The organism is Hymenobacter canadensis, from assembly GCF_027359925.1.
GTDB lineage: Bacteria > Bacteroidota > Bacteroidia > Cytophagales > Hymenobacteraceae > Hymenobacter > Hymenobacter canadensis.
In genome coordinates this window covers 2,955,112-2,974,703 of the sequence record NZ_CP114767.1, presented here as the reverse complement: position 1 = coordinate 2,974,703, position 19,592 = coordinate 2,955,112, and the positions used below count along the sequence as shown (strand labels likewise).

Sequence of the window (19,592 nt, the reverse complement as noted above, 5' to 3'; positions counted from 1 at the left end):
GGTTCTGGCGTTAGTCGTACTGCGAGTCGCGCAGGTGGACCGGCTCGGTTTTCTTGCGCAGGCGCATGTTGAGCACCTCTACAATCAGCGAGAAGAACATGGCGAAGTACACGTAGCCTTTCTCGATTTCCTTGTGGAATGCTTCCATCACCAGCATCACCCCAATCATAATCAGGAAGGAAAGGGCCAGCATCTTGATGGTAGGGTTACGGTTCACGAAATCGGCCACCACACCCGAGAAAACCAGCATCACTGCCATCGACAGAATCACGGCCAGAATCATGATCAGCACGTTATCCACGAGGCCCACGGCTGTCAGGATGGAGTCGAAGCTGAACACGATGTCGATGAGGATGATTTGGAAAATCACGCTGCCGAATGAGACGCCTGCCTTGCCGGCTTCGGTTTCCTCTTCCTCGCCCTGCAGCTTGGTGTGGATTTCGGTGGTACTCTTCCCGATCAGGAACAGGCCGCCGGCCAGCAGAATCAGGTCGCGCCCGGTCACGCCGAACGGCTCCGTCATCCAGGGCAGATTGACGGTAAACAGGGAGGCTTTCAGCCCCACAATCCAGCTGATGCTTAGCAGCAGCCCAATGCGGCACAGCAGCGCCAGCAGCAGCCCGATGCTGCGGCCCCGCTTCTGTTGCTCGCGCGGCAGCCGGTTGACAATGATGGAGATGAAGATGATGTTGTCAATGCCCAACACAATTTCCATAAACGTCAGCGTAAGCAAGCTGACCCAGGTTTGTGGGTTGGAGAAAACCGAGAAGTCGAAATGCATCAGGTGATGTGCTGATTGGGTGATGTGCCGATATGTTGATGGCTGATGTGCGGATTTTCGATGTATTGATGTGCCGGTGCAGCACATCAACACATCAAAAATCAGCGCATCAGTTAGCTTTTCATGTTCACGAATTGGAGCGGCTGGCCGATGTCGGCGGAGCTCTGGCGCAGCAGCGCAATTACGCCCTGCAGGTCGTCGATTTTCTTGGCTGTTACGCGCATCTGGTCGTCCTGCATCTGCACATCCACTTTCAGCTTGGCATCCTTGATGGCCTTGCTGATTTTGCGGCCCACTTCTTTGTCGAGGCCGGCGCGCACCTTGATGGTTTTCTTGATGAGCTGGCCGCTGGCTTGCTCCTCAGCCGAAAAGTCGAGGGCCGTGCCGTCGATGCCCTGCTTCACCACGCGGCCCAGCAGAATATCTTCCAGTGCTTTCACACGCATGGAGTTTTCGGAACTGAGCAGGATGGTGTTTTCTTTCTTGTTGAGCTCAATACCGCCTTTGGTGTCGCGGAGGTCGTACCGGGTCTGCAGTTCTTTCTGCGCCGTATTCACGGCGTTTTCCAGGGTTTGCGGGTCTACTTTGCTGACGATATCGAAGGATGCCATGGGGAGAAGAAAAGAAGGAAGTGAAAGGCAGTACGCCAAACCGGCGCGGTGGTTGGCGCGGGCCGTAAAGGTAAGAAGGGAGGGCTGATTGGCGGGCTCCCGTTTTTGAGTATCCTTGCGCCAGCTCCTGCCCGCCACCCCGCCAACATGCTCCTGCTGACACCCCAAACCCCCGCCCACTGGGCCGCCTACTACCGCCTCCGCTACGCGGTGCTGCGCCAGCCCTGGCAGCAGCCCGAAGGCTCGGAGCGCGTGCCGGAAGATACCCTGCCCACCACCGTGCACGCCCTGGCCCTGGACGACAGCGGCCAGGCGGCCGGGGTGGCCATGCTGCAGGCTGCCGGCCCGGCCACGGGGCAGGTGCGCTTTATGGCCGTGGCGCCGGGGCAGCAGGGCCAGGGCGTGGGCCGGCAGCTGCTGCACCACTTAGAGGCTGCCGCCCGGCAGCACCACTACTGCCGCATGGTGCTGCACGCCCGCGAGGCAGCCGTGCCCTTCTACACCCGGCTCGGCTACACAGTGCAGGCGCCGTCGCACACGCTGTTCGGTACCGTGGCGCACTTTCTGATGCACAAAGACTTGGCCCCGCCGGCTGCCTGAGCAAGCAGCGCAGCGCGGCGGGCGGGCAGAAAAGGGCAGCGGCGTATATTGCCCGGCAGGCTGCCTGTACTGCCCGCCCTTCTACCCGCCCCGCTTCTCTCCATGGAACAGCTCCCCAATGTGGCCACGCTCGTGGCCATCTACAACCAGATAAACACCTACGGCCTTACAAACGGCATGACCCTGACCGTGCACAGCCCCGGCGACGCGGAGTACCGCATGACCATCCGCGAGGAGCATCTGTCGTCGCCGGGCACCTGCCACGGGGGCGTGCTGGCCGGGCTGATGGATGCGGCCTTGGGCGCCGCAGCCCTGTCGCTGGCTTTCACGGCCGGCGAGCTGGTGTCGACGGTGGAGTTCAAGATCAACTACCTGCACCCGGTGCGCCTGCACGATGCGCTGGTAGCCCGGGCCCGGGTGGAGCACGCCGGCAAAACCCTGCTCGTCAGTAGTGCCACCATCGAGTGCCCCGGCCGCGACGGCGGCCTGGTGGTAGCGCGCGGCATGGGCACCTTCAACCGCTACCCCGCCGACAAGCGCGACTTCCACCGCCTGCTCTTCCCCGATGCTGAACCGCAGGAATAGATGAGCCACGGGAGTATTGAGTACCAGCTATCCGGCACTCAATACTCAGTGCTTAATACCGAAAAAAAAGCCGCCAGCTGCTCGATGGAGCGGCTGGCGGCTTTTAAGTAGCTGACAGATACTAAAGACTGTCGGAGGGCTTACAGGTGCTCCGACGAATCGGCCGACTCGTGCTCGGGCTGCTCCTCGTCGTCGTACTCGTCGCCTTCCTCCATGGCCGGAGCGGCTACTTTACGCACGTTGCGGGCGCAGTCCTCGTCGCGGTGGTTGCGGCCCACCGTGAACTCCACCCAGTCGCCTTCGCGCAGCTCGTTGAAGTCGCCTTCGGCCATATCGGCGTAGCTGAAGAACAGGTTGTTCGGCGGCATCACCACGAAACCGAATCCGTTTTTCAGGTTCTTGATGGTGCTGATGCCAATGGTGCCTACCGGACCAGCAGCCGTGGGGCCTGTGGGACGCACTGGCTTGGCGGTGGCCGGATATGGCGTAGGCTCCGGGGTGTTCACAAACATGGTTTCAATCAGCTCGTCGGCATCTACCAGGCCCTGGTCGATGATTTCGTGCATCTGTACCGGGTAGGTGGCCTGCTCCAGCAAGTGCTGCGATGCGCGCGTAACGCGGGCTTCACCCTTGAAATCCACGTACTTGAAGTCCCAGTTGAGCAGCATCACCCGCGTGCCAATAGTGTTGAGCTTCTTGATGAGCGGCACGTAGTCCGAGTCGCCGGCAATCAGCACCACTACGTCGTAGCTCTTGTGCAGCGCCAGCTCCAGCGCTTCCAGGCTCAGCCACACATCAATGCCTTTTTCCTGCAGACGGCCGTCGCGCGTTTTCAGGGGCATGTAGTGGGTGGCGATGCTCATGTTCATCAGGATATCGTCGAGCAGCCGGTCATGGAACAGGCGGTCCTTGTCGCGTGCTTCCGTCGCCGATAGCCGGCCGCGGAAGAAGTGAGCGTCAATGATGCGGCTCAGGCGCACGTCTACATCTTCCTCTTCTGCTACTTGATGGCGGATAAACTCATGCAAGCCTTCCAGGCTAATCCGGGCCTTGCGCTCATGCTGGAAGTAGTAGTAGTCGCTAATCTTCAGGAAATAATTGCCGTCATAAAAGACGCCGACCCTAATCAGAGGGCTATTAATCTGGTTCATACAAAAAAGTGTTGAAGGGTAAGTTAAAAAGGTGTGTGTAGGGGGTATGGGGGCGGTTATTCTGTTTCAGCCATGACCATTGCTGGTATAGTCTGATGCCAAATATACAACACCCATCGTTTTAGCTGCCTGCGTGATAGACTATATTCGGTGCCTGCTCAGGATTACAAGCCAAACAGGAGGAAATGCCAGTTCAACCAAAGCGAATCTTTTTTTCTGACACCGATTTACTGTCCCGCTCCGCAACTCCCCGCTACTCCGTGCCATATATGTCGGGTAGCAGCAGGTGCTGGCTACCGTCGATGCCTACAAGAAAAGCGACTGTAATATTAAATAAAATATATTTTACATAAGTCTGTTTCTGAACAAATGATCATATGTGCAAAGTGCATTTCAGCGCTAATCTAGTAAAAGCGAATATTACCCGTCGGAATTATATTACGTAATCGAACAATCCGCCTGCACGCTCATTGCTAAGTACGCTTACTGCGCCAATAGGCTGCAGATTATTGACTTTTAAGTGAAGTTTGCATGAACCAGGCAGCGCGGGGTGTGCCGCCGCCGCGGCTACTGTTGTGCTTACAAGCGAGTTGCGCAAGCCAAAAATCGGTGGGCTCAAAGGCCCTGATTGCACGCAGGCTGCCCATACCCATCAGGCAGCCTGTAGCAGGCAGTGAAACTATGGGGATGCGGGTAAGGGCAGAGTTTTATGCTTAAAATTCAATTCGGCCCGCTACCAGACCCAGAATCAGCATGGCATACCCCACGCAGATTGCTACTTCCAGCATATTGCCGCTGGGGGAGCCGGTGCGGATCAGGGGAATTTTAAACGACACGTCCAGCAGCGGCATCAGCCACTTTACGCCGGCCTTGGTGAGGCTGTCGGCCAGCAGGTGCGACACGTAGCCGCCGCCGGCAAACAGCGCCACGCCGTGCCAGCCCAGGCTCTGGTTGGCCAAGTGCCCGATGTAGGTCCAGAGGCCGGCGGCCCAGAGCGTATGCGTCCAAGACCGGTGGCTGGTGAACGGCGCAATGGCTACGAAGCAGCCCAGCATACTCAGCCACAGAAATTCGGTATACAGGCCCGCCACCACCGTGCACAGGCCCGTGAACAGCAGCGCCAGCCGTCGGGTGGAGTCGCCCTGCATGGCCGCCCCGATAAGGCCGAAGGCCAGCGCCGCCGTGAAGCCCATGCGCCGGTCGGGGCCGATGGGGAGCTGGAAGTGGGTGTAGGCGGCCAGTAGCAGCGCCACCGCCACAAAGGCCCAGCGCACATAGGCCTGCGCGAAGCCCAGCCGCTTGCTCAGGCGGGAGCTGGGATGGTCGAGGTCGGGGGCGAGGGCCGAGAAGCCCGCCAGCGCAATACCGGCAGGGGAGAAGGGGATGCCGGGCACCAGCCCCGCAACGGCAACGCCGGTGATGAGGCCAATAGCCAGGTGAGAAGAACCGCGCAAAGAAAATAAACTATAAAGGGCGAAAACTGCCCGCAAAGGTGCAACAATAGCCGCGGCTGCTCACCGCCAGTGTGCCAGGAAAGCGGCTGCAAGCAGGGTAGGCTATATACTTTCAGCTTACCACTTGCCGGCACTGCCCTTCAAGTTGCCGCGGATATCCTGCACCTGCGTTTCCAGCAGGGCCAGGCCGCGCCGGAAGGCATCGGTGACTTCGGCCTTGGCCTGCTCGGGCAAAGGGCCCTGCTCCTGCACCTGCTGGCGCACCTGACGAAGGTGGTGCAGCAGGTTGTCCCACTCGTCGCTGCCTGGTTGGTTATGCGTATCTGCCATTGCCCTCTGCCCCCCCGGGCTGCTTAACTGCATGAACCCGGAAGATACGGCACCGGGGAGCAAGTCCGGCGGAAACTTTCGGGGCCGCGCGGCGGTATTGGATAGCGCGCCCCGCGGGCGCCTGTCAGCCTGCTTCGCCCGACCGGATTCTCATTCGGCCGGGCTTCTACCTTTGCCTCCTCCCTAGCCGAACTCCGTTTTGAAGGTTACCGATTTACTGAAGCTCTACGCCCTCGACCCCACCGGCATGACGCTGGGCGCGCGCCTGAATCCGGCCACCCGCCACTCGCTGCGGCCCGCCGACAAGGCTGAAGCGCCCGTGCGCCTGCATCTGCGCGGGCTGGTGGGCTCCCAGGATGCCGTGCTGGCCGCCGCCGTGCACCAGGAGTATCCCGACCAGCACCACCTGTTCATTCTGCACGACCGGGACGAGGCCGCCTACTTCCTGGCCGACCTCCAGCACCTAGTCCCCGAGGAAGAGCCTTTGCTGTTTCCGACCTCCTACAAGCGCCCCTACAGCTTCGACGAGACGGAAAATGCTAACGTGCTGATGCGGGCCGAGGTGCTGAACAAGCTCAATAGCCACCGCGGGCCGAAAACTACTGCCGAGCAGGAAGCCGACGACGCAGCCGACGCAGTGGAAACCGACGGCCAGCCCAAAGGCAAGAAGCGCGGCAAGGCCAGCGCCAAGGAAACGGCTGGCGTGCTCATCGTCACCTATCCCGAAGCCCTGTTCGAAAAGGTTATCAACAAGAAAAGCCTGGTCGCCAATACCTTCGTCATCAAGGTGGGCGACAAGCTGGACGTGAACTTCGTGAGTGAGATGCTGGCGGAGTACGACTTCGAGCGGAGCGACTTTGTGTACGAGGCCGGCCAGTTTGCCGTGCGCGGCGGCATCGTGGATATTTTCTCGTACGCCAACGAGCTGCCGTACCGCATCGAGCTGTTCGGGGATGAGGTGGAGACGATTCGGACGTTTGACCCTGAGACGCAGCTGTCGGTGGAGAAGCGGCAGCAGGTGAGCATCATCCCGAACGTGCAGACCAAGCTACTGCAGGAGACGCGGGAGGCGTTTCTGGAGTTCATTCCGAAGAACACCGCCGTGTGGGCCAAGGACGTGCGCCAGACCCTCGACGTGGTGGACGAGTATTTCGACAAGGCCGAGGCGGGCTTCCAGGAGCTGCTGGCGGTGGCGGGCGGTACCCAGGTAGTGAGCAAGCCGGCCGATTTGTTTGAGTCGGCCAAGACGCTGCGCAAGCTGCTGGAAGGGTTTGCGGTGGTGGAGTTCGGCAAACGGTTTCACTTCAAGACCGGCGCCGAGGAGTTCCAGTTCAGCGCCAAGCCCCAGCCCAGCTTCGGCAAGGACTTCAACCGCATCGTGAAGAATCTGCACGACAACCAGGCCAAGGGCTACACCAACATCATTGCCGCCGAGCAGGTGCGCCAGGCCGACCGTCTGCGCACCATCTTCGACGAGCTGGACAACAACGTGCAGTTTCAGCACCTGCTGCTGGGTTTGCGCGAAGGCTTCATCGACGAGACGCTGCGGCTCATCGTCTACACCGACCACCAGCTGTTCGAGCGGTTCTACCGGGCCCAGGAGGCGCGGAAGTTCAGCAAGAAAAAGGCCCTCACGCTGAAAGAGCTGCGCACCCTCGTGCCCGGCGACTACGTGGTGCACCAGGACTACGGCATTGCCCGCTTTGCCGGCCTCACCCAGGTGGAAATCAACGACCGGCTGCAGGAAGCCATCCGGCTGGTGTACCGCGACGACGACGTGCTGACCGTCAGCATCCACGCCCTGCACAAGATTGCCAAGTACAGCGGGGCCGAGGGCACGCCGCCCACCATGAGCAAGCTGGGCTCGCCGGAGTGGGAAAACAAGAAAAAGTCGGTTAAGAAGAAAGTGAAGGACATTGCGGCCGAGCTGATCCGGCTGTACGCCAAGCGCAAAACCGCGCCCGGCCACGCCTTTGCCCACGACTCCTTCATGCAGGCCGAGCTGGAATCGAGCTTCCTCTACGAGGACACGCCCGACCAGGCCAAGGCCACCGAGGACGTGAAGCGCGACATGGAGCTGCCCCACCCCATGGACCGCCTGATCTGCGGCGACGTGGGCTTCGGCAAGACGGAAATTGCCATCCGGGCCGCCTTCAAGTCGGTGGCCGATGGCAAGCAGGTGGCCATTCTGGTGCCCACCACCATTCTGGCCATGCAGCACTACAAAACGTTCCGCGAGCGGCTCGGCAACCTGCCCGTGACGGTGGAGTACGTCAACCGCTTCAAGAGCACCAAGCAAATCAAGGAAACCCTGGGCCGCGTGGCAGAGGGCAAAACCGACATCCTCATCGGCACCCACCGCCTCACCAACAAGGACGTGCAGTTCAAGGACCTGGGTTTGCTGGTGATTGACGAGGAGCAGAAGTTCGGGGTGAAAACCAAGGACAAGCTCAAGGAAATCAAGGTGAACGTGGACACGCTCACGCTGTCGGCCACGCCCATTCCGCGTACCCTGCACTTCTCGCTGATGGGGGCCCGCGACCTGAGCGTGATTGCTACGCCCCCGCCCAACCGCCAGCCGGTGCAGACCGAGTTACACGTATTCGATGAGCTGCTGATTCGCGACACCATTTCGCGGGAGCTGAAGCGGGGCGGGCAGGTGTTTTTCGTGCACAACCGCGTGAAGGACATTGAGGAGCAGGCCAGCATGATTCTGCGCCTCGTGCCCGATGCCCGCGTGACCTACGTGCACGGCCAGATGGACGGCGACCTGCTGGAAAAGCGCATGATGAAGTTCGTGGACGGCGACTACGACGTGCTGGTGGCCACCACCCTCATCGAGTCGGGCCTCGACATTGCCAACGCCAACACCATCCTCATCAACCGGGCCCACATGCACGGCCTCTCCGACCTGCACCAGATGCGGGGCCGCGTGGGCCGCTCCAACAAAAAGGCCTACTGCTACCTGCTCACGCCCCCAGTGGCCGGCCTGCCCTCCGATGCCCGCAAGCGCCTGAGTACCCTCGAAGAATTCTCGGACCTGGGCGCGGGCTTCAACGTGGCCATGCGCGACCTGGACATCCGGGGCGCGGGCAACCTGCTGGGCGGCGAGCAGTCGGGCTTCATCAACGACCTGGGCTTTGAAACCTACCACCAGATTCTCGACGAGGCCGTGCAGGAGCTCAAGGAAACCGAGTTCCGCGACCTGTTCCTCGGCGACCCCACCCAGCGCCTCCAGCAGGCCGCCGGCACCAGCGGCCCCAAGGAGTGCAACATCGAAACCGACCTGCAGGTGCTCATTCCGGACCGCTACGTGAGCAGCGTCTCGGAGCGCCTGCAGCTCTACAGCAAGCTCGATCGGGCCAAAAACGCCGAGGAGCTGCGCAAGCTGCTTACCGGCATCGTGGACCGTTTCGGGCCGCTGCCCGAGGAGGTGGAGCAGCTCGCCGACATCGTGCGCCTGCGCTGGCTGGCCTGCCAGACCGGGTTCGAGAAGCTCACGCTCAAGAAGAACCTGCTCAAAGGCTTCATCCCGGCCACCAACAACGAGCCCTACTTCCAGGGCGCTACCTTCGGCAACATCCTCAGCTACGTGCAGACCCACCCGCGCTCCGCCTCCATGAAGGAGCGCAAAGAACAGCTCATCATCTCCTTCGAGGACGTGAAAAGCGTCCAGGCCGCCAAGCGCATCCTGAACGAGCTGGTGAGTGAGGAAACGGTGGGAGTTATCTAATTTTACCAAAACTTCAAATACTCAATTGATGATCAATAACATCAGAATCCAGCATTTCAAGTCTTGGCAGGACACTGGCACGATAGAGTTAGGTTCGCTAACTGGCTTTTTTGGCACAAATTCATCAGGCAAAACCAGTATATTGCAATTTATACTAATGTTAAAACAGACTATAGAGTCGTCAGATCGTTCTAGGATACTTAATTTAGGAGGAGACAATTCTTATATTGACTTGGGAACACTATATGATGTTATACATGCACATGCTGACCCAGGGATAATTGAGTTTAGTATGCAGTGGCCCTTTCAAAGGGTTGATTATGGAAGATTTGACGGCAAAAATATTAAAGTAACTCTCGAGGATGTTACTTTTAGTGCTACTATACAAAGAAAAAAAGACAGGATATTTGTCGACTGCTTTTCTTTTAAGGGAGAATCATGGCAGGTTGGAATGAAGAGAAAATCAAGAGTAGCTAAAAGCAATAAATTGCAATATTATATTGAATCAAAGGAGTTAGAGAAGGGAAAAAATAAATCTTCAAAAATCGAATCTATTGAACCTGAAAAATTTTATGGTTTCCCTTTTTCTAGTTCACAAGCAACTAAATTTGGTGGATTTAGAACAATGGATCTTATATACTCTTTTGAAAGGTTGTTTAAGAGTATTTATTATTTAGGACCATTGCGTGAATATCCAAGCAGATTGTATGTTTGGGCCGGAGAGCAACCAGCTGACGTTGGAACAAGAGGTGAAAAAGCCGTAGCTGCTTTACTGGCTTCTAGGCAAGGGGGTAGTGATACTAAAATCAAACGCGAAAACATAACTTACACAGTAGAGCAAAGTGTTGCATTTTGGTTGAAAGAACTAGGGCTAATCCACAGCTTTAAAGTTCAACCTATCGCTCCAAATCGAAAGGAATACGAAGTTAGAGTACAAAGAACACCAGAAGCACATGATGTTTTTATCACTGATGTAGGATTCGGGGTTTCTCAGATACTTCCTGTTCTAGTGCTTTGCTACTATGTTCCAATTAACTCAACAATCATATTAGAGCAGCCAGAAATTCACTTGCATCCTGCTGTACAGGCTGGGTTAGCCGATGTATTTATAGATGTAATTAAGTATAGAAATTTGCAAATTATATTAGAAAGTCATAGTGAGCATCTATTGCAAAGATTACAAAGAAGAATTGCCGAAGAAGCAATAGATCCTAGTAAAATTAAATTGAATTTTTCTTCGTTCACCGAGTCTAGCTCGAGCTTAACAGCATTGCAATTGGATGAATATGGAAATATAAAGAATTGGCCCTTAGGTTTTTTTGGTGATGTAATGGGTGATGCAACAGCAATGGTTCAAGCCGAGTCAAAAAGAAAGAAAGCGAAAAAAATAAATTAAAAAAATGAAATATATAATAGATACAAATGTTCCTCTAACAGCAAATGGTGTTTCATCAGCTGGACCAGCTTGTGTTTTAGCTGCATCTGAACGGATACTCGCTACACAAAACCAAATAATAGTATTAGATGATGAATTCAATATAATTAGCGAATATCAGAATAAGCTCAGTAGCAGTGGCCAACCTGGCCCAGGTGATGCTTTTTTGAAATGGGTATTGCAAAACCGCGCAAATCCTCTTCGCTGTGAAACGATTGCCTTGAACTGTAATGAAGATGGAAGTTATAGTGATTTTCCCGATGATGAAGGCTTAGATAAATTTGATTTGTCGGATAGGAAATTCGTTGCGTTAGCAATTGCTCACGCAGGAAACCCACCTATTGTTAATGCAACAGATACAGATTGGTATATTCACATTGAAGCTTTAGAACGGTGTGGTATATCAGTAGAGTTCTTATGTATGAGTGAGATGGAAAAGAGCAAAGGTTGAGGCTGCTTACGCTAGTGTATGGCAGATGAGGTACAATACAAATCTGTCATAATGCGGAGACCATATCCGCGCCGCTGCTACAGCCTCTGCGGCGGCGGGCTGAGGGCGTTGTGCCCCCGTTAGCAGCGGATGCCACCCGGTTAGCACGGCTTGTCAGCCCGCCACTGGGCGTTGTCACCTGGGCAGCGGCCCTTGTCACGGGGGCAGCAGGCAGTGCCACCGGGTCAGGGGACATTGTCACGGGGGCGAGGGCCTTGCCACTTGGTCAGCGCCCGTTGTCACGCGGGCAGCGGGCGTTGCCACCGGGGCGGCGGGCGTTGTCAGTGGGTCAGCGGCCGTTGCCACCCCGGCAGAAAAAAGTTGCCGCCCGGCGTAGCAGATGCTCCGCGCCACCGCCTATCTTTTGGAGGTACTTTAACCCTTACCTTATTATGACCGATAAGCAACGCGCCCGCCTCACCATGATGCAGGCCACCCTCGCCGTCCTCGACCAGTACGCCGAGGTCTATGCCGCCAACAAAGCCCTGGGCACCGCCCGCGCCGAGCTGGCCGTCCTGGTCCAGGACCTGGACCCCACCGCCGAAACCCAGCAAAGCGCCGCCGCTCCCCGCAGCGCCGGGGCCGTGAAAAAGGCCACCAAGCTGCACCTGGCCCAGCGCGCCGCCGAAGTAGCCGCCGCCCTGCTCGCCTACGCCGACGAGCAACAGGACATCCGACTCCACACCGACGCCGACTACACCGAGCGCCAGCTCCGCCGCGCCCCCGACAACGACCTGGCCCGCATCGCCAAAAACATCCACGACCAGGCCACCGCCCATCTCACGGCCCTCCAGGACCAGGGCGTCACGCAGCAGGAGCTCACCGAGCTGGCCGCCGCCCTCACCGCCTTCCAGGCCGGCCAGTCGGCCCCCCGCCTCGCCACCGCCGACGGCAAAGCCAACACTCAGGCTCTTGCCGCCGACCTGAGCGCCGCCGTGGCCCTGCTCCGCAACCGCCTCGATAAGTACCTGGTGCGCTACCAGCGCCCCGAGCCCCGCTTCTACACCGCCTACCAGTCGGCCCGCCAGGTGATTGACACCGCCCACCGCAGCGAGAAACCGGCCGTGCCCGCCTTCTAAGCCTGCTTCTCCCGCAGTGCAACAACGGCCGCTCCTGTCAGGGGCGGCCGTTGTTTGTTTGTTCTGCCGCCCGGTGTAGCGGCGCGTATTCGCGTCGCGTCGTTCGCGCCGACCAAGCAGTAAGGCGCCGCGCCGGCCGTTCAACGACGAGACGCGAATACGCGCCGCTACAGCCGCGCCAGCCCTTGGCGGAAATACTGAAAGCTGGCCGAGGTATTGCGGGCCGGGTCGAGGTGCGGGGCAATGGTTTCGGCCCATTCCACCTTGGCTTTGCCCGTCAGGTAGTACTTGCCTTCCCGCAACACGCGCCACAGCGTTTCCCAGGTGTCCGCAATAGTATCGGGGTCGTGCGGCAAGCCACTGAAATGCTGGTGCCGGACGCGCGGATACGCCGCCTGAATGGCCTCCCGGTCGCCGAGAAACCACGCTTCCAGCTCCTGCACGGCCAGCCGCGTGATGATGCGAAACGGCTCGTGGGGGGCGGCGCTGGTTTTGGTCAGCAGGCCCGCGTCGGCCACCACCTGTTCCAGCTCCGCTTTCCGCCGTCGGCAATCGGTGTCGGCATCCATCAGAATGACGACCCGCAGCTCCGGCTGGTGGGGTAGCTGGCGGGCGTAGGTTTTCAGCCGGCCGGGCAGGCGCTGGAACAAATCGGTTTTGCCGCGGTGCGGGTAGCAGCGCCAGGTGGTATCGGGTGGCAGCAGTTTGGGCAGCAGGATATCCAGCGCCGCCTCCGAGGAAGGTTCTTCCAGCAGAAACTCTAGGTGCATACTACTGCGCGGCTGAGGTGCGGGGAGCCAGCGGGTCGCCGAGGCGGAAGAAGTTGCTGGTCCAGAGGTAACCCAGCGGCGAGCCATCTTCCACCAGCTCCTTCACCTGCGGAATATCCGCCGTGCGCGTGGCCTGGGTGTAGCCATCAGCGCCCCGGTGCAGAATCCAGACCTGCTCCGGTTCCAGCGCATCCAGCAGGAAGGGCGAATGAGTAGCCACCAGCAGCTGCCGTGTCTCGGTGGCTTTGCTGAGCTCCTCGGCCAGGCGCGGCAGCAGGCGTGGGTGCAGCTCGTTTTCCGGCTCCTCAATCCCCAGCAGACCGGTGGCGTTAGGCTCATAGAGCAGCGTCAGCAGCGCCGCCAGCCGCATCGTCCCATCCGACATGTACTGGGCCGGCAGCGGCTTCTCAAACGGCGCATCCCGGAAGCGCAGCAGCAGCCGCTCATCCGAGGTTATTTCCGGCACCACCTCCGCCAACCCCGGCACCCAGCGCCGCAGCTTCTCGCTGATGTGCGCCAGCGCCTCCGGGTGCTTGGTGTGCAGGTAGTACAGCACGTTGGGCAGGTTGTCCCCATTCGCCGACAGCTTCTCCCGCGGCCCCGCATCGGAGTAGCCTTTCAGGTGGTCGTCGGTGAGGTGGATGTAACGGTAGGAGGTGAGAAGATTTATTACCCGAACAGCTTGCTGCTGAATCACACCTTGGAAGGATGCAAATACAGGCAGTGCAAGATTATTATGGGCTTGAAAGAAACCCTCATTTATAGCTTCTACTGTTCGAGTTTGATTTTCTCTATCTACCTCATCAGGAGTGAATTTTTCATATGTAACTATAGAGACGAAGTTACCTACCGCCTTTTTTATGATGTTGAATAGAGGATAGTTGTCGCCGTTTAGCTTCCGTTGACTCAACCACTCTTCCTCGCGTATCCACTCTCCATCCACTTCATTAATAGCTAAATTGTATCGCAAGCTTTGTAATGGTGGGGCAGCATCTATCTCCACCTCAAACTCAATCGGCCCGTCCTGCCCGCGCGTACGCATCCCGGCAAACCGGTTGCGCTTTTCCCAGGCTTGTTGCAGGTTGCCGCTCACCGCTTCGGCCAGAAATGCCAGCGCGTCGAGCACCGTGGATTTGCCGCTGCCGTTGGGGCCGATGAGCACCGTCAGCGGCGTCAGGTCGCGCAGCTCCACGTCGCGCAGGGCGCGGTAGTTTTTGATGCGCAGGTAGGTGAGGCGCGGAAAGCCGGCAGCGGCGGGAAGGTCAGGCATAGGGCAGCAAAGGCAGTAGCTACAAAGTACGCGGGTTTCGCCTAATGTGGGCGGATGTGCTTTCCGCTTGCCCGGGCCGGTAGCTGGCACCCTGTCAGGTTCCGCCAGCGGGGGCGCGCTGCCGGCCGTAGCGTCTTCCTCGCCGCCGCCACCGGTTGGCCGTCCTGCCGCACATGTTTCTCGTCCAGGATTTGGGTTGGTTGACAGAAATTACGTCGGTCTGGGTGGCCTGCCCCGCTCAGGACTGCTTAACTTAGCTGAACTTACGCAGTTTCGTTACCATTGCGCTGCTGCTCCCACCGCCATGAATTACCCTTCCGCCTCCTTGCCGCCGAACGAAGCTGAACGCCTGAAAGCCATTCAGCCCTACCTGGACCTGCCGTTGCGCCACCAGATTTTTCAGGCGGTGGTGGTGCTCACGGCCCGGGCGTTTGTAGCGCCCATGTCCATCATGTCCATCGTGGAAGAAACCCAGGTGCAGTACCTGGGCAGCGTGGGCCTGGCCCTGCCCGAGCGCATGGCCCGCGTCGACTGCATCTGCTCGGCGGCCGTGTACACCCACGACACTACCATTTTTCGCGACCTGCAGCAGCAGCCCTGCCCGTGGGTTAGCCCCGCCGCCCAGGCCCAGACCGATTTCAGTTTCTACGCCGGTACGCCCCTGCTCACCGAGCACGATTTCGCCATCGGCACCCTCTGCATCCTCGACCGGGAATACCGTCTGTTCCCGTCTGCCGACCGGAACCTGCTGCGGGTTCTGGCCCGCCTGGCTATGCGCCTGCTGGATCTGCAACTCCTGGGCCTTGAGCAACCCAGTGCGCTCGTTCCCTGCTGGCCCGAAATTGAGGCGCGCCTCACCACGACTGGGGAGGCGCTGCTGGCCCTGCCCGACCCGGCCCAGCAGGCCGAGCGGGAGCGGCTGGTGCAGCAGCTGAACGACTATATCGAGTTTATTTAAGCCCGGGTCAGTTGCACCGCCACGGTCATGACTTTGTAGGCCGAGCCGCTGCGGGTTGTCCCGCTACCGAACCTCCCTGCCACCCCGGCAGCAGTTTCTGTGAGTTCTGCCCCGCCGCATGCTGCGCGGAGTTTGCCACAAAAAAAGGCCGCCCAGATCGGGCGGCCTTTTTTACCCTGACTACCGGCGCTTACTTGGCGGGCATCAGTACGGTATCGATGGAATGCACCACGCCGTTGGTGGTCTTGATATCGGCTTTCGTGACGGTGGCTTTGCCGCCTTTGGCATCCGTGAGGGTCACGGTGCCGCCCTGCACGCCCACGGTCAGCGACTCGCCCTGCACCGTCTTCACTACCTGGCCATCCTTGAGGTCGGCAGCCATGACGTTGCCGGATACCACGTGGTAAGACAGCAGGTTGGCCAGCTTCTTTTTGTTGGTGGGCTGCAGCAGCGTGGTCACCGTGCCGGCGGGCAGCTTGTCGAATGCCGCGTTGTCGGGGGCAAACACCGTGTATGGCCCAGCACCCTTGGCCTTGTCGGCGAGGCCGGCGGCACCCAGCGCCTTGAGCAGGGTAGTGTGGTCAGGGGAAAGCGCCGCACTGGCGGCCAGGTCCTTGCCGGTAGAGGCCGTTGCCGGGGCGGCAGGAGAAGCCATAGTTTGGGCCGAGGCCGCTCCGGCTCCGCCCATATACAGTAAGCCGGCAAGCAGGAGGGAGAACAAGGGTTGCTTTTTCATAGCAGTTGGGATTGGTGAGACACTAGGTGCGGCAGCACCCATCCAGTTTCAACAGCCGTCCGCCAGAATTGTCCGGCATTGCCAAAATCTTGTAAATGAACCCGTACGCCTGCCCCGGCCGTGCCAGCTGCCAGACCGGCCCCAACGGCGGCCCCCGCCTTACCCAGGCAAGCCAAGGATATATAACCGCTGTTTCATCAGAAATAGCGGCTATTTTTATTGCCGGCAGTTTATGTCTTTGCTATATATTTCTATTGAACTATGCTCGACTTCTCAAAACCCGACACTCCTCGCACGCCGGAACAAGAACGTCGTAAACAGAGCCGCAACCCGGCCCGTTCCGCGCCAGCCAGTGCCATTTAGGGGGCGGCGCTAGCGAATAGCGAAGGTGACGGGCACCAGACATTCGGCCGGTACTGGCTGGCCGTTGGCGGAGGCCGGAATCCAGGTGCCGGGCAACAGCTGTACCACGCGCATAGCCTCTTCGTCGGCGCCCATGCCCAGACCTTTCACGACACGGTATCCTGAGGTTTTGCCGGCAGTGTCTATCGTGAAGCCGATTGTTACCGTACCCATCAACCGGTTGCGTAGCGCCATTGCTGGGTAGCGGAGGGTCCTGCCCACAAAAATTAGCAGGGCATCGGTGCCTTCCGTGTAGAGTGGCTCGGTGCTGAACGGCGCGCCCTGTGCCACCGGCTGAAAAGCCAGTTGGTGGCGCATGGTGCTAGGCGCCTTAAACAGTATCCGGCCGGCACTGTAGTCGTAGCGTAGCGTGGGGGTACCATCGGCGCTGTAGTATTTCCATTCCCCAAATTTCCGGCCCTGGCGGTAGATGCCCTGCGACATCAGCCGTTTGCCGCTCTCATAATACTCCGTCCAGAGGCTGTCTGGCTGGTTGGCAGTATAGTAGCCCTGCCGGATGAGCGTGTTGCCTTTGCGGCCGGCATAGTAGCGGTAAGTGCCTTGCCGCACGGGTGGCGGGCCCGGCAATACCTCATACTCTTCACGGCCAGGGGCTGTGGGCAGCGGTACCGTTACTTTTTGGGTTGTTTGGGCCAACGTGGCCAACGGCATGGCCAGCAGCAGTGGCAGCAGGAATCGGGTAGAAAGAAGCATGGAAAACAGAATGGAATAGCTTGGCTAAAAATGCAGTGCCCGCCAAAAGTATGGCCTGCCTGCCAAATAAGTACCTGGGTTTCCTAGCCCGCTACCCCAGATACCACGCCGCCGAAGCCACCACCGTCACTGCCTCGCCGGGCGCTACGGTGGGCGCGGCGGTTTTCACGGTCAGGCGGCCGCCTTTCAGGGCCACTTCCACCTCCGAGTAGCTGCCCACGAAGCGCACGGCCCGCACGGTGCCGGCCAGCCCTGGCCCGGAGGGGAGCAGCTGCAGGGCCTCGGGCCGCACCAGCAGCGGCTTGCGGCGGGGTTTCAGGCCCGCCTGCTGCGCCAGCGCCGTGGCCAGCGCCCCGGTCAGCAGGTTGTAGTCGCCGAACAGGCCGGCCGTGTACTCGTTGGCGGGCTGCTGATACACCTGTCGGGGGGCACCCTGCTGCACCAGCCGGCCCGCCTGCAGCACCAGCAGTTCCTCGGCCCAGGCCAGCGTGTCGGTGGGGTCGTGCGAGACGAGAATGCAGGTGATGTCCAGCTCGGCCCCGATGTCCTCAACCACGGCCTTGAGCTGCTGCTTGTGGGCGCGGTCGAGGTTGGAAAACGGCTCATCCAGCAGCAGCAGGCGGGGGGCGCCCAGTAGCAGCCGGGCCAGCGCAATACGCTGCCGCTCGCCGCCGGAAAGCTGGTCGGTGCGGCGCGCCAGCAAGTGCCCGATGCGGCACAGCTCGTACAGGGCCTCGGCCTCTGCGGCCGGCCGCTGGCTGGCGTAGCGCAGCACCTGCTCCACCCGCAGCGAGTGGGGCAACTCCGAGTGCTGCGACAGATACGCCACCCCCGGATGGCCCGGAATCAGCACGTCGTGGGGGCCACGCACGCGGCGGCCGTCGAACGTGACGGTGCCGGCCGTGGGCTGCACCAGTCCGGCAATCACCTGCAGCAAGGTGCTTTTGCCGGCTCCGGTTTCGCCCGCAATGGCCAGCCGCCGCCCCTCCGGCAGCGTAAAGCTGATGTCCTGCAGCGCCGTGTGGCTGGTTTCCTGCACCGATATTCCCGCAACCTGCAATAAGCTCATAAGTACCCGCCCGCTTGTGTGCGGGCAACCTCCGCCCGCTCTGCAAAGCTACGCCGTTCGGCCTCGGCGCGGGCGGGGGGAGCAAGTGCAGTAAAGCCTGTGAAGGGCCGTCATGCTTCGGCTTCGCTCAGCATGACGGCCTGCGTACATTCCGGCCCGGCCAAAACGAAACCGAGCCGCGAAAAATCGCGGCTCGGTTTTACTATCCAACGGCAAACAGCTTCTTACAGCTTCTCCACCGGGAACTTGTCGAGAATGTCTTTGGCGGATTCCGAGAACTTCTCGCCCACGCGGCCGGGGCTGCCCACGGCGTCGGCTACTGAGCCGCGCCAGACCAGATTGTTGCTGCGCGCATCCACAAAGTCCAGAATCATGGTGCCTTCGGTGAAGGTTTCGGTGCGGGTGCCGGTGTTGTAGTACGGCGACGAGTAGAAGTAGCCGTAGTTGATGGGCATGAACCGGCCCCGGTACGCAAAGGCGTAGGGATAGGCAAAACCGGCTGGCTGCGGGTTGGTCACGGTGCGTTCAGCCTCCTCGATGTAGAGGTGATAGGTCAGGTAGAAATCGGGCTTGGCCGAGCCCTGGGCCTGCCGGATGCCGCGCTTGGCCAGCTCCGAGCTGATGGCGCCCTGAATCTGCTGGTCGTTGAGGCTACTCTTATAAATTGGGTTGGCTGAGTCCGCCGATTTCACCTCGGTGGTGGCCCAGTCGTAGGTTTTATACTGCGAGAAGTCGGTGCCGGGGCGCTGCTGCACGGCCACCGAGGGCGCGCAGCTGCTGAGCAGGACTGTAAGCAGGAAAAGAAAAATATGGGTGGTGCGTTGCATGGCGAAAGGAAAACAGGTTGAAAACGTGCTAAATACCTTTGGCTATACCCGGTCGGCTACCCGGAAGTTGCGCCGGTGCGTGGCGGCATCAGGCGGGGGGCAGGCAGGGTTCCGGGCCGGCGTGGGCGGCCAGGCGCTGGCAGGCAGTTTCCACGCGGGCTACTTTCTGCTCGTCGGTGGGGGCGGCGGCCACCCACGCCACCCACGCCTGTTGGTCGGCGGCGGGCAGCTGCTCATAGCGGGCCAGCGCCCCCGGCACCTCCGCCAAGCACTCCCTGAAGTCTTCTGCTGATACCGCCAGGGGCGCGTCTCCCTCGGACTGAAGCAGCACCAGGCGCACCACGTCGCCGGCCTGCTTGCCGATCTGCTTGCGGATTTCGGCCCGCACTGGCAGAAACAGCCGGCCCTTTCCCAGCGACATTAGGCTGGCGTTTTCGAGTGCGAAGTCGTCAATCTGCCCGCTCACCCGCAGCTGGTTGAACCACGACCTGGGAGCCGTCACCGTGGCCGGCAGCGGCGCATAAGTCCAGCCGCCCTTGCCGGGAAACCGTTCCAGCGTCACGTCGCCGTTGAAGAGTTCGATGAGCATAGGGTAAG

19 protein-coding genes are annotated in these 19,592 nt (G+C 59.7%); 7 read left to right on the top strand and 12 right to left on the bottom strand.

The features are described from left to right. Positions 1-10 precede the first annotated feature (10 nt). Both O3303_RS12840 and O3303_RS12835 read right to left on the bottom strand, forming a co-directional pair. Positions 11-781: a TerC family protein gene (locus O3303_RS12840; protein ID WP_269558793.1), complete on the bottom strand. Its 771-nt coding sequence runs from the start codon at positions 779-781 to the stop codon at positions 11-13. A 113-nt stretch (positions 782-894) separates the two neighbouring features. Then, a complete protein-coding gene (locus O3303_RS12835) occupies positions 895-1,392 on the bottom strand; it encodes a YajQ family cyclic di-GMP-binding protein (protein ID WP_269558792.1) in 498 nt (165 codons plus the stop codon). Positions 1,393-1,539: 147 nt separating this feature from the next. Between O3303_RS12835 and O3303_RS12830 the strand changes: the two genes are divergently transcribed. Together O3303_RS12830 and O3303_RS12825 are read left to right on the top strand one after the other, a co-directional pair. Beyond that, positions 1,540-1,992 (top strand): GNAT family N-acetyltransferase, encoded by a 453-nt coding sequence (locus tag O3303_RS12830; protein WP_269558791.1) that lies wholly within the window; start codon positions 1,540-1,542, stop codon positions 1,990-1,992. A gap of 102 nt (positions 1,993-2,094) precedes the next feature. Further along, on the top strand, positions 2,095-2,577 hold the full coding sequence (locus tag O3303_RS12825; RefSeq protein ID WP_269558790.1) for a PaaI family thioesterase: 483 nt from the start codon (positions 2,095-2,097) through the stop codon (positions 2,575-2,577). A 140-nt stretch (positions 2,578-2,717) separates the two neighbouring features. On the opposite strand, the gene O3303_RS12820 is transcribed toward O3303_RS12825, so the two are convergent. From O3303_RS12820 to O3303_RS12810, 3 genes are all read right to left on the bottom strand, one after another. Next, positions 2,718-3,728: an NYN domain-containing protein gene (locus O3303_RS12820; RefSeq protein WP_269558789.1), complete on the bottom strand. Its 1,011-nt coding sequence runs from the start codon at positions 3,726-3,728 to the stop codon at positions 2,718-2,720. Positions 3,729-4,441: 713 nt separating this feature from the next. Continuing rightward, entirely contained in the window at positions 4,442-5,182 is a 741-nt protein-coding gene (locus tag O3303_RS12815; RefSeq protein ID WP_269558788.1) for a metal-dependent hydrolase, read from the bottom strand. A gap of 117 nt (positions 5,183-5,299) precedes the next feature. Then, positions 5,300-5,512, bottom strand: a complete 213-nt coding sequence (locus O3303_RS12810; protein WP_269558787.1) for a hypothetical protein — start codon at positions 5,510-5,512, stop codon at positions 5,300-5,302. Between the two features lie 199 nt (positions 5,513-5,711). Between O3303_RS12810 and mfd the strand changes: the two genes are divergently transcribed. The 4 genes from mfd (at position 5,712) to O3303_RS12790 (ending at position 12,249) form a co-directional block, all read left to right on the top strand. Then, positions 5,712-9,245 carry a transcription-repair coupling factor gene (gene mfd, locus O3303_RS12805; RefSeq protein ID WP_434086400.1) on the top strand — a complete coding sequence of 1,178 codons (3,534 nt, stop codon included), beginning with the start codon at positions 5,712-5,714 and terminating at the stop codon, positions 9,243-9,245. A gap of 28 nt (positions 9,246-9,273) precedes the next feature. Continuing rightward, on the top strand, positions 9,274-10,641 hold the full coding sequence (locus tag O3303_RS12800) for an AAA family ATPase (protein WP_269558786.1): 1,368 nt from the start codon (positions 9,274-9,276) through the stop codon (positions 10,639-10,641). A gap of 4 nt (positions 10,642-10,645) precedes the next feature. Continuing rightward, on the top strand, positions 10,646-11,131 hold the full coding sequence (locus O3303_RS12795; protein ID WP_269558785.1) for a hypothetical protein: 486 nt from the start codon (positions 10,646-10,648) through the stop codon (positions 11,129-11,131). A 431-nt stretch (positions 11,132-11,562) separates the two neighbouring features. Next, a complete protein-coding gene (locus O3303_RS12790; protein WP_269558784.1) occupies positions 11,563-12,249 on the top strand; it encodes a hypothetical protein in 687 nt (228 codons plus the stop codon). 167 nt (positions 12,250-12,416) lie between these two features. Here the strand turns inward: O3303_RS12790 and O3303_RS12785 are convergent, their stop codons facing one another. Both O3303_RS12785 and O3303_RS12780 read right to left on the bottom strand, forming a co-directional pair. After that, on the bottom strand, positions 12,417-13,019 hold the full coding sequence (locus O3303_RS12785; RefSeq protein ID WP_269558783.1) for a DUF4276 family protein: 603 nt from the start codon (positions 13,017-13,019) through the stop codon (positions 12,417-12,419). A gap of 1 nt (position 13,020) precedes the next feature. Further along, entirely contained in the window at positions 13,021-14,289 is a 1,269-nt protein-coding gene (locus tag O3303_RS12780) for an AAA family ATPase (protein ID WP_269558782.1), read from the bottom strand. A gap of 304 nt (positions 14,290-14,593) precedes the next feature. Between O3303_RS12780 and O3303_RS12775 the strand changes: the two genes are divergently transcribed. Further along, on the top strand, positions 14,594-15,247 hold the full coding sequence (locus O3303_RS12775; protein WP_269558781.1) for a GAF domain-containing protein: 654 nt from the start codon (positions 14,594-14,596) through the stop codon (positions 15,245-15,247). A gap of 190 nt (positions 15,248-15,437) precedes the next feature. On the opposite strand, the gene O3303_RS12770 is transcribed toward O3303_RS12775, so the two are convergent. The 5 genes from O3303_RS12770 to O3303_RS12750 form a co-directional block, all read right to left on the bottom strand. After that, entirely contained in the window at positions 15,438-15,902 is a 465-nt protein-coding gene (locus O3303_RS12770) for a fasciclin domain-containing protein (protein WP_269558780.1), read from the bottom strand. Positions 15,903-16,355: 453 nt separating this feature from the next. Next, positions 16,356-17,099: an energy transducer TonB gene (locus tag O3303_RS12765; RefSeq protein WP_269558779.1), complete on the bottom strand. Its 744-nt coding sequence runs from the start codon at positions 17,097-17,099 to the stop codon at positions 16,356-16,358. A gap of 91 nt (positions 17,100-17,190) precedes the next feature. Beyond that, positions 17,191-18,168 carry an ABC transporter ATP-binding protein gene (locus O3303_RS12760; RefSeq protein ID WP_269558778.1) on the bottom strand — a complete coding sequence of 326 codons (978 nt, stop codon included), beginning with the start codon at positions 18,166-18,168 and terminating at the stop codon, positions 17,191-17,193. A gap of 224 nt (positions 18,169-18,392) precedes the next feature. Next, positions 18,393-18,995: a DUF4136 domain-containing protein gene (locus O3303_RS12755; RefSeq protein WP_269558777.1), complete on the bottom strand. Its 603-nt coding sequence runs from the start codon at positions 18,993-18,995 to the stop codon at positions 18,393-18,395. An 88-nt stretch (positions 18,996-19,083) separates the two neighbouring features. Continuing rightward, the gene (locus O3303_RS12750) at positions 19,084-19,584 is read right to left on the bottom strand and encodes a DUF1905 domain-containing protein (protein WP_269558776.1); all 501 of its coding nucleotides are present in this window, start codon (positions 19,582-19,584) and stop codon (positions 19,084-19,086) included. Between the last annotated feature and the right edge of the window lie 8 nt (positions 19,585-19,592).

What these genes read in the sequence shown, in the direction of transcription:
- O3303_RS12840 (WP_269558793.1), bottom strand. Translation starts at nt 781, where the DNA reads ATGCATTTCGACTTCTCGGTTTTCTCCAACCCACAAACCTGGGTCAGC.
- O3303_RS12835 (WP_269558792.1), bottom strand. Translation starts at nt 1,392, where the DNA reads ATGGCATCCTTCGATATCGTCAGCAAAGTAGACCCGCAAACCCTGGAA.
- O3303_RS12830 (WP_269558791.1), top strand. Translation starts at nt 1,540, where the DNA reads ATGCTCCTGCTGACACCCCAAACCCCCGCCCACTGGGCCGCCTACTAC.
- O3303_RS12825 (WP_269558790.1), top strand. Translation starts at nt 2,095, where the DNA reads ATGGAACAGCTCCCCAATGTGGCCACGCTCGTGGCCATCTACAACCAG.
- O3303_RS12820 (WP_269558789.1), bottom strand. Translation starts at nt 3,728, where the DNA reads ATGAACCAGATTAATAGCCCTCTGATTAGGGTCGGCGTCTTTTATGAC.
- O3303_RS12810 (WP_269558787.1), bottom strand. Translation starts at nt 5,512, where the DNA reads ATGGCAGATACGCATAACCAACCAGGCAGCGACGAGTGGGACAACCTG.
- O3303_RS12800 (WP_269558786.1), top strand. Translation starts at nt 9,274, where the DNA reads ATGATCAATAACATCAGAATCCAGCATTTCAAGTCTTGGCAGGACACT.
- O3303_RS12795 (WP_269558785.1), top strand. Translation starts at nt 10,646, where the DNA reads ATGAAATATATAATAGATACAAATGTTCCTCTAACAGCAAATGGTGTT.
- O3303_RS12790 (WP_269558784.1), top strand. Translation starts at nt 11,563, where the DNA reads ATGACCGATAAGCAACGCGCCCGCCTCACCATGATGCAGGCCACCCTC.
- O3303_RS12785 (WP_269558783.1), bottom strand. Translation starts at nt 13,019, where the DNA reads ATGCACCTAGAGTTTCTGCTGGAAGAACCTTCCTCGGAGGCGGCGCTG.
- O3303_RS12780 (WP_269558782.1), bottom strand. Translation starts at nt 14,289, where the DNA reads ATGCCTGACCTTCCCGCCGCTGCCGGCTTTCCGCGCCTCACCTACCTG.
- O3303_RS12775 (WP_269558781.1), top strand. Translation starts at nt 14,594, where the DNA reads ATGAATTACCCTTCCGCCTCCTTGCCGCCGAACGAAGCTGAACGCCTG.
- O3303_RS12770 (WP_269558780.1), bottom strand. Translation starts at nt 15,902, where the DNA reads ATGGCTTCTCCTGCCGCCCCGGCAACGGCCTCTACCGGCAAGGACCTG.
- O3303_RS12765 (WP_269558779.1), bottom strand. Translation starts at nt 17,099, where the DNA reads ATGCTTCTTTCTACCCGATTCCTGCTGCCACTGCTGCTGGCCATGCCG.
- O3303_RS12760 (WP_269558778.1), bottom strand. Translation starts at nt 18,168, where the DNA reads ATGAGCTTATTGCAGGTTGCGGGAATATCGGTGCAGGAAACCAGCCAC.
- O3303_RS12755 (WP_269558777.1), bottom strand. Translation starts at nt 18,995, where the DNA reads ATGCAACGCACCACCCATATTTTTCTTTTCCTGCTTACAGTCCTGCTC.
- O3303_RS12750 (WP_269558776.1), bottom strand. Translation starts at nt 19,584, where the DNA reads ATGCTCATCGAACTCTTCAACGGCGACGTGACGCTGGAACGGTTTCCC.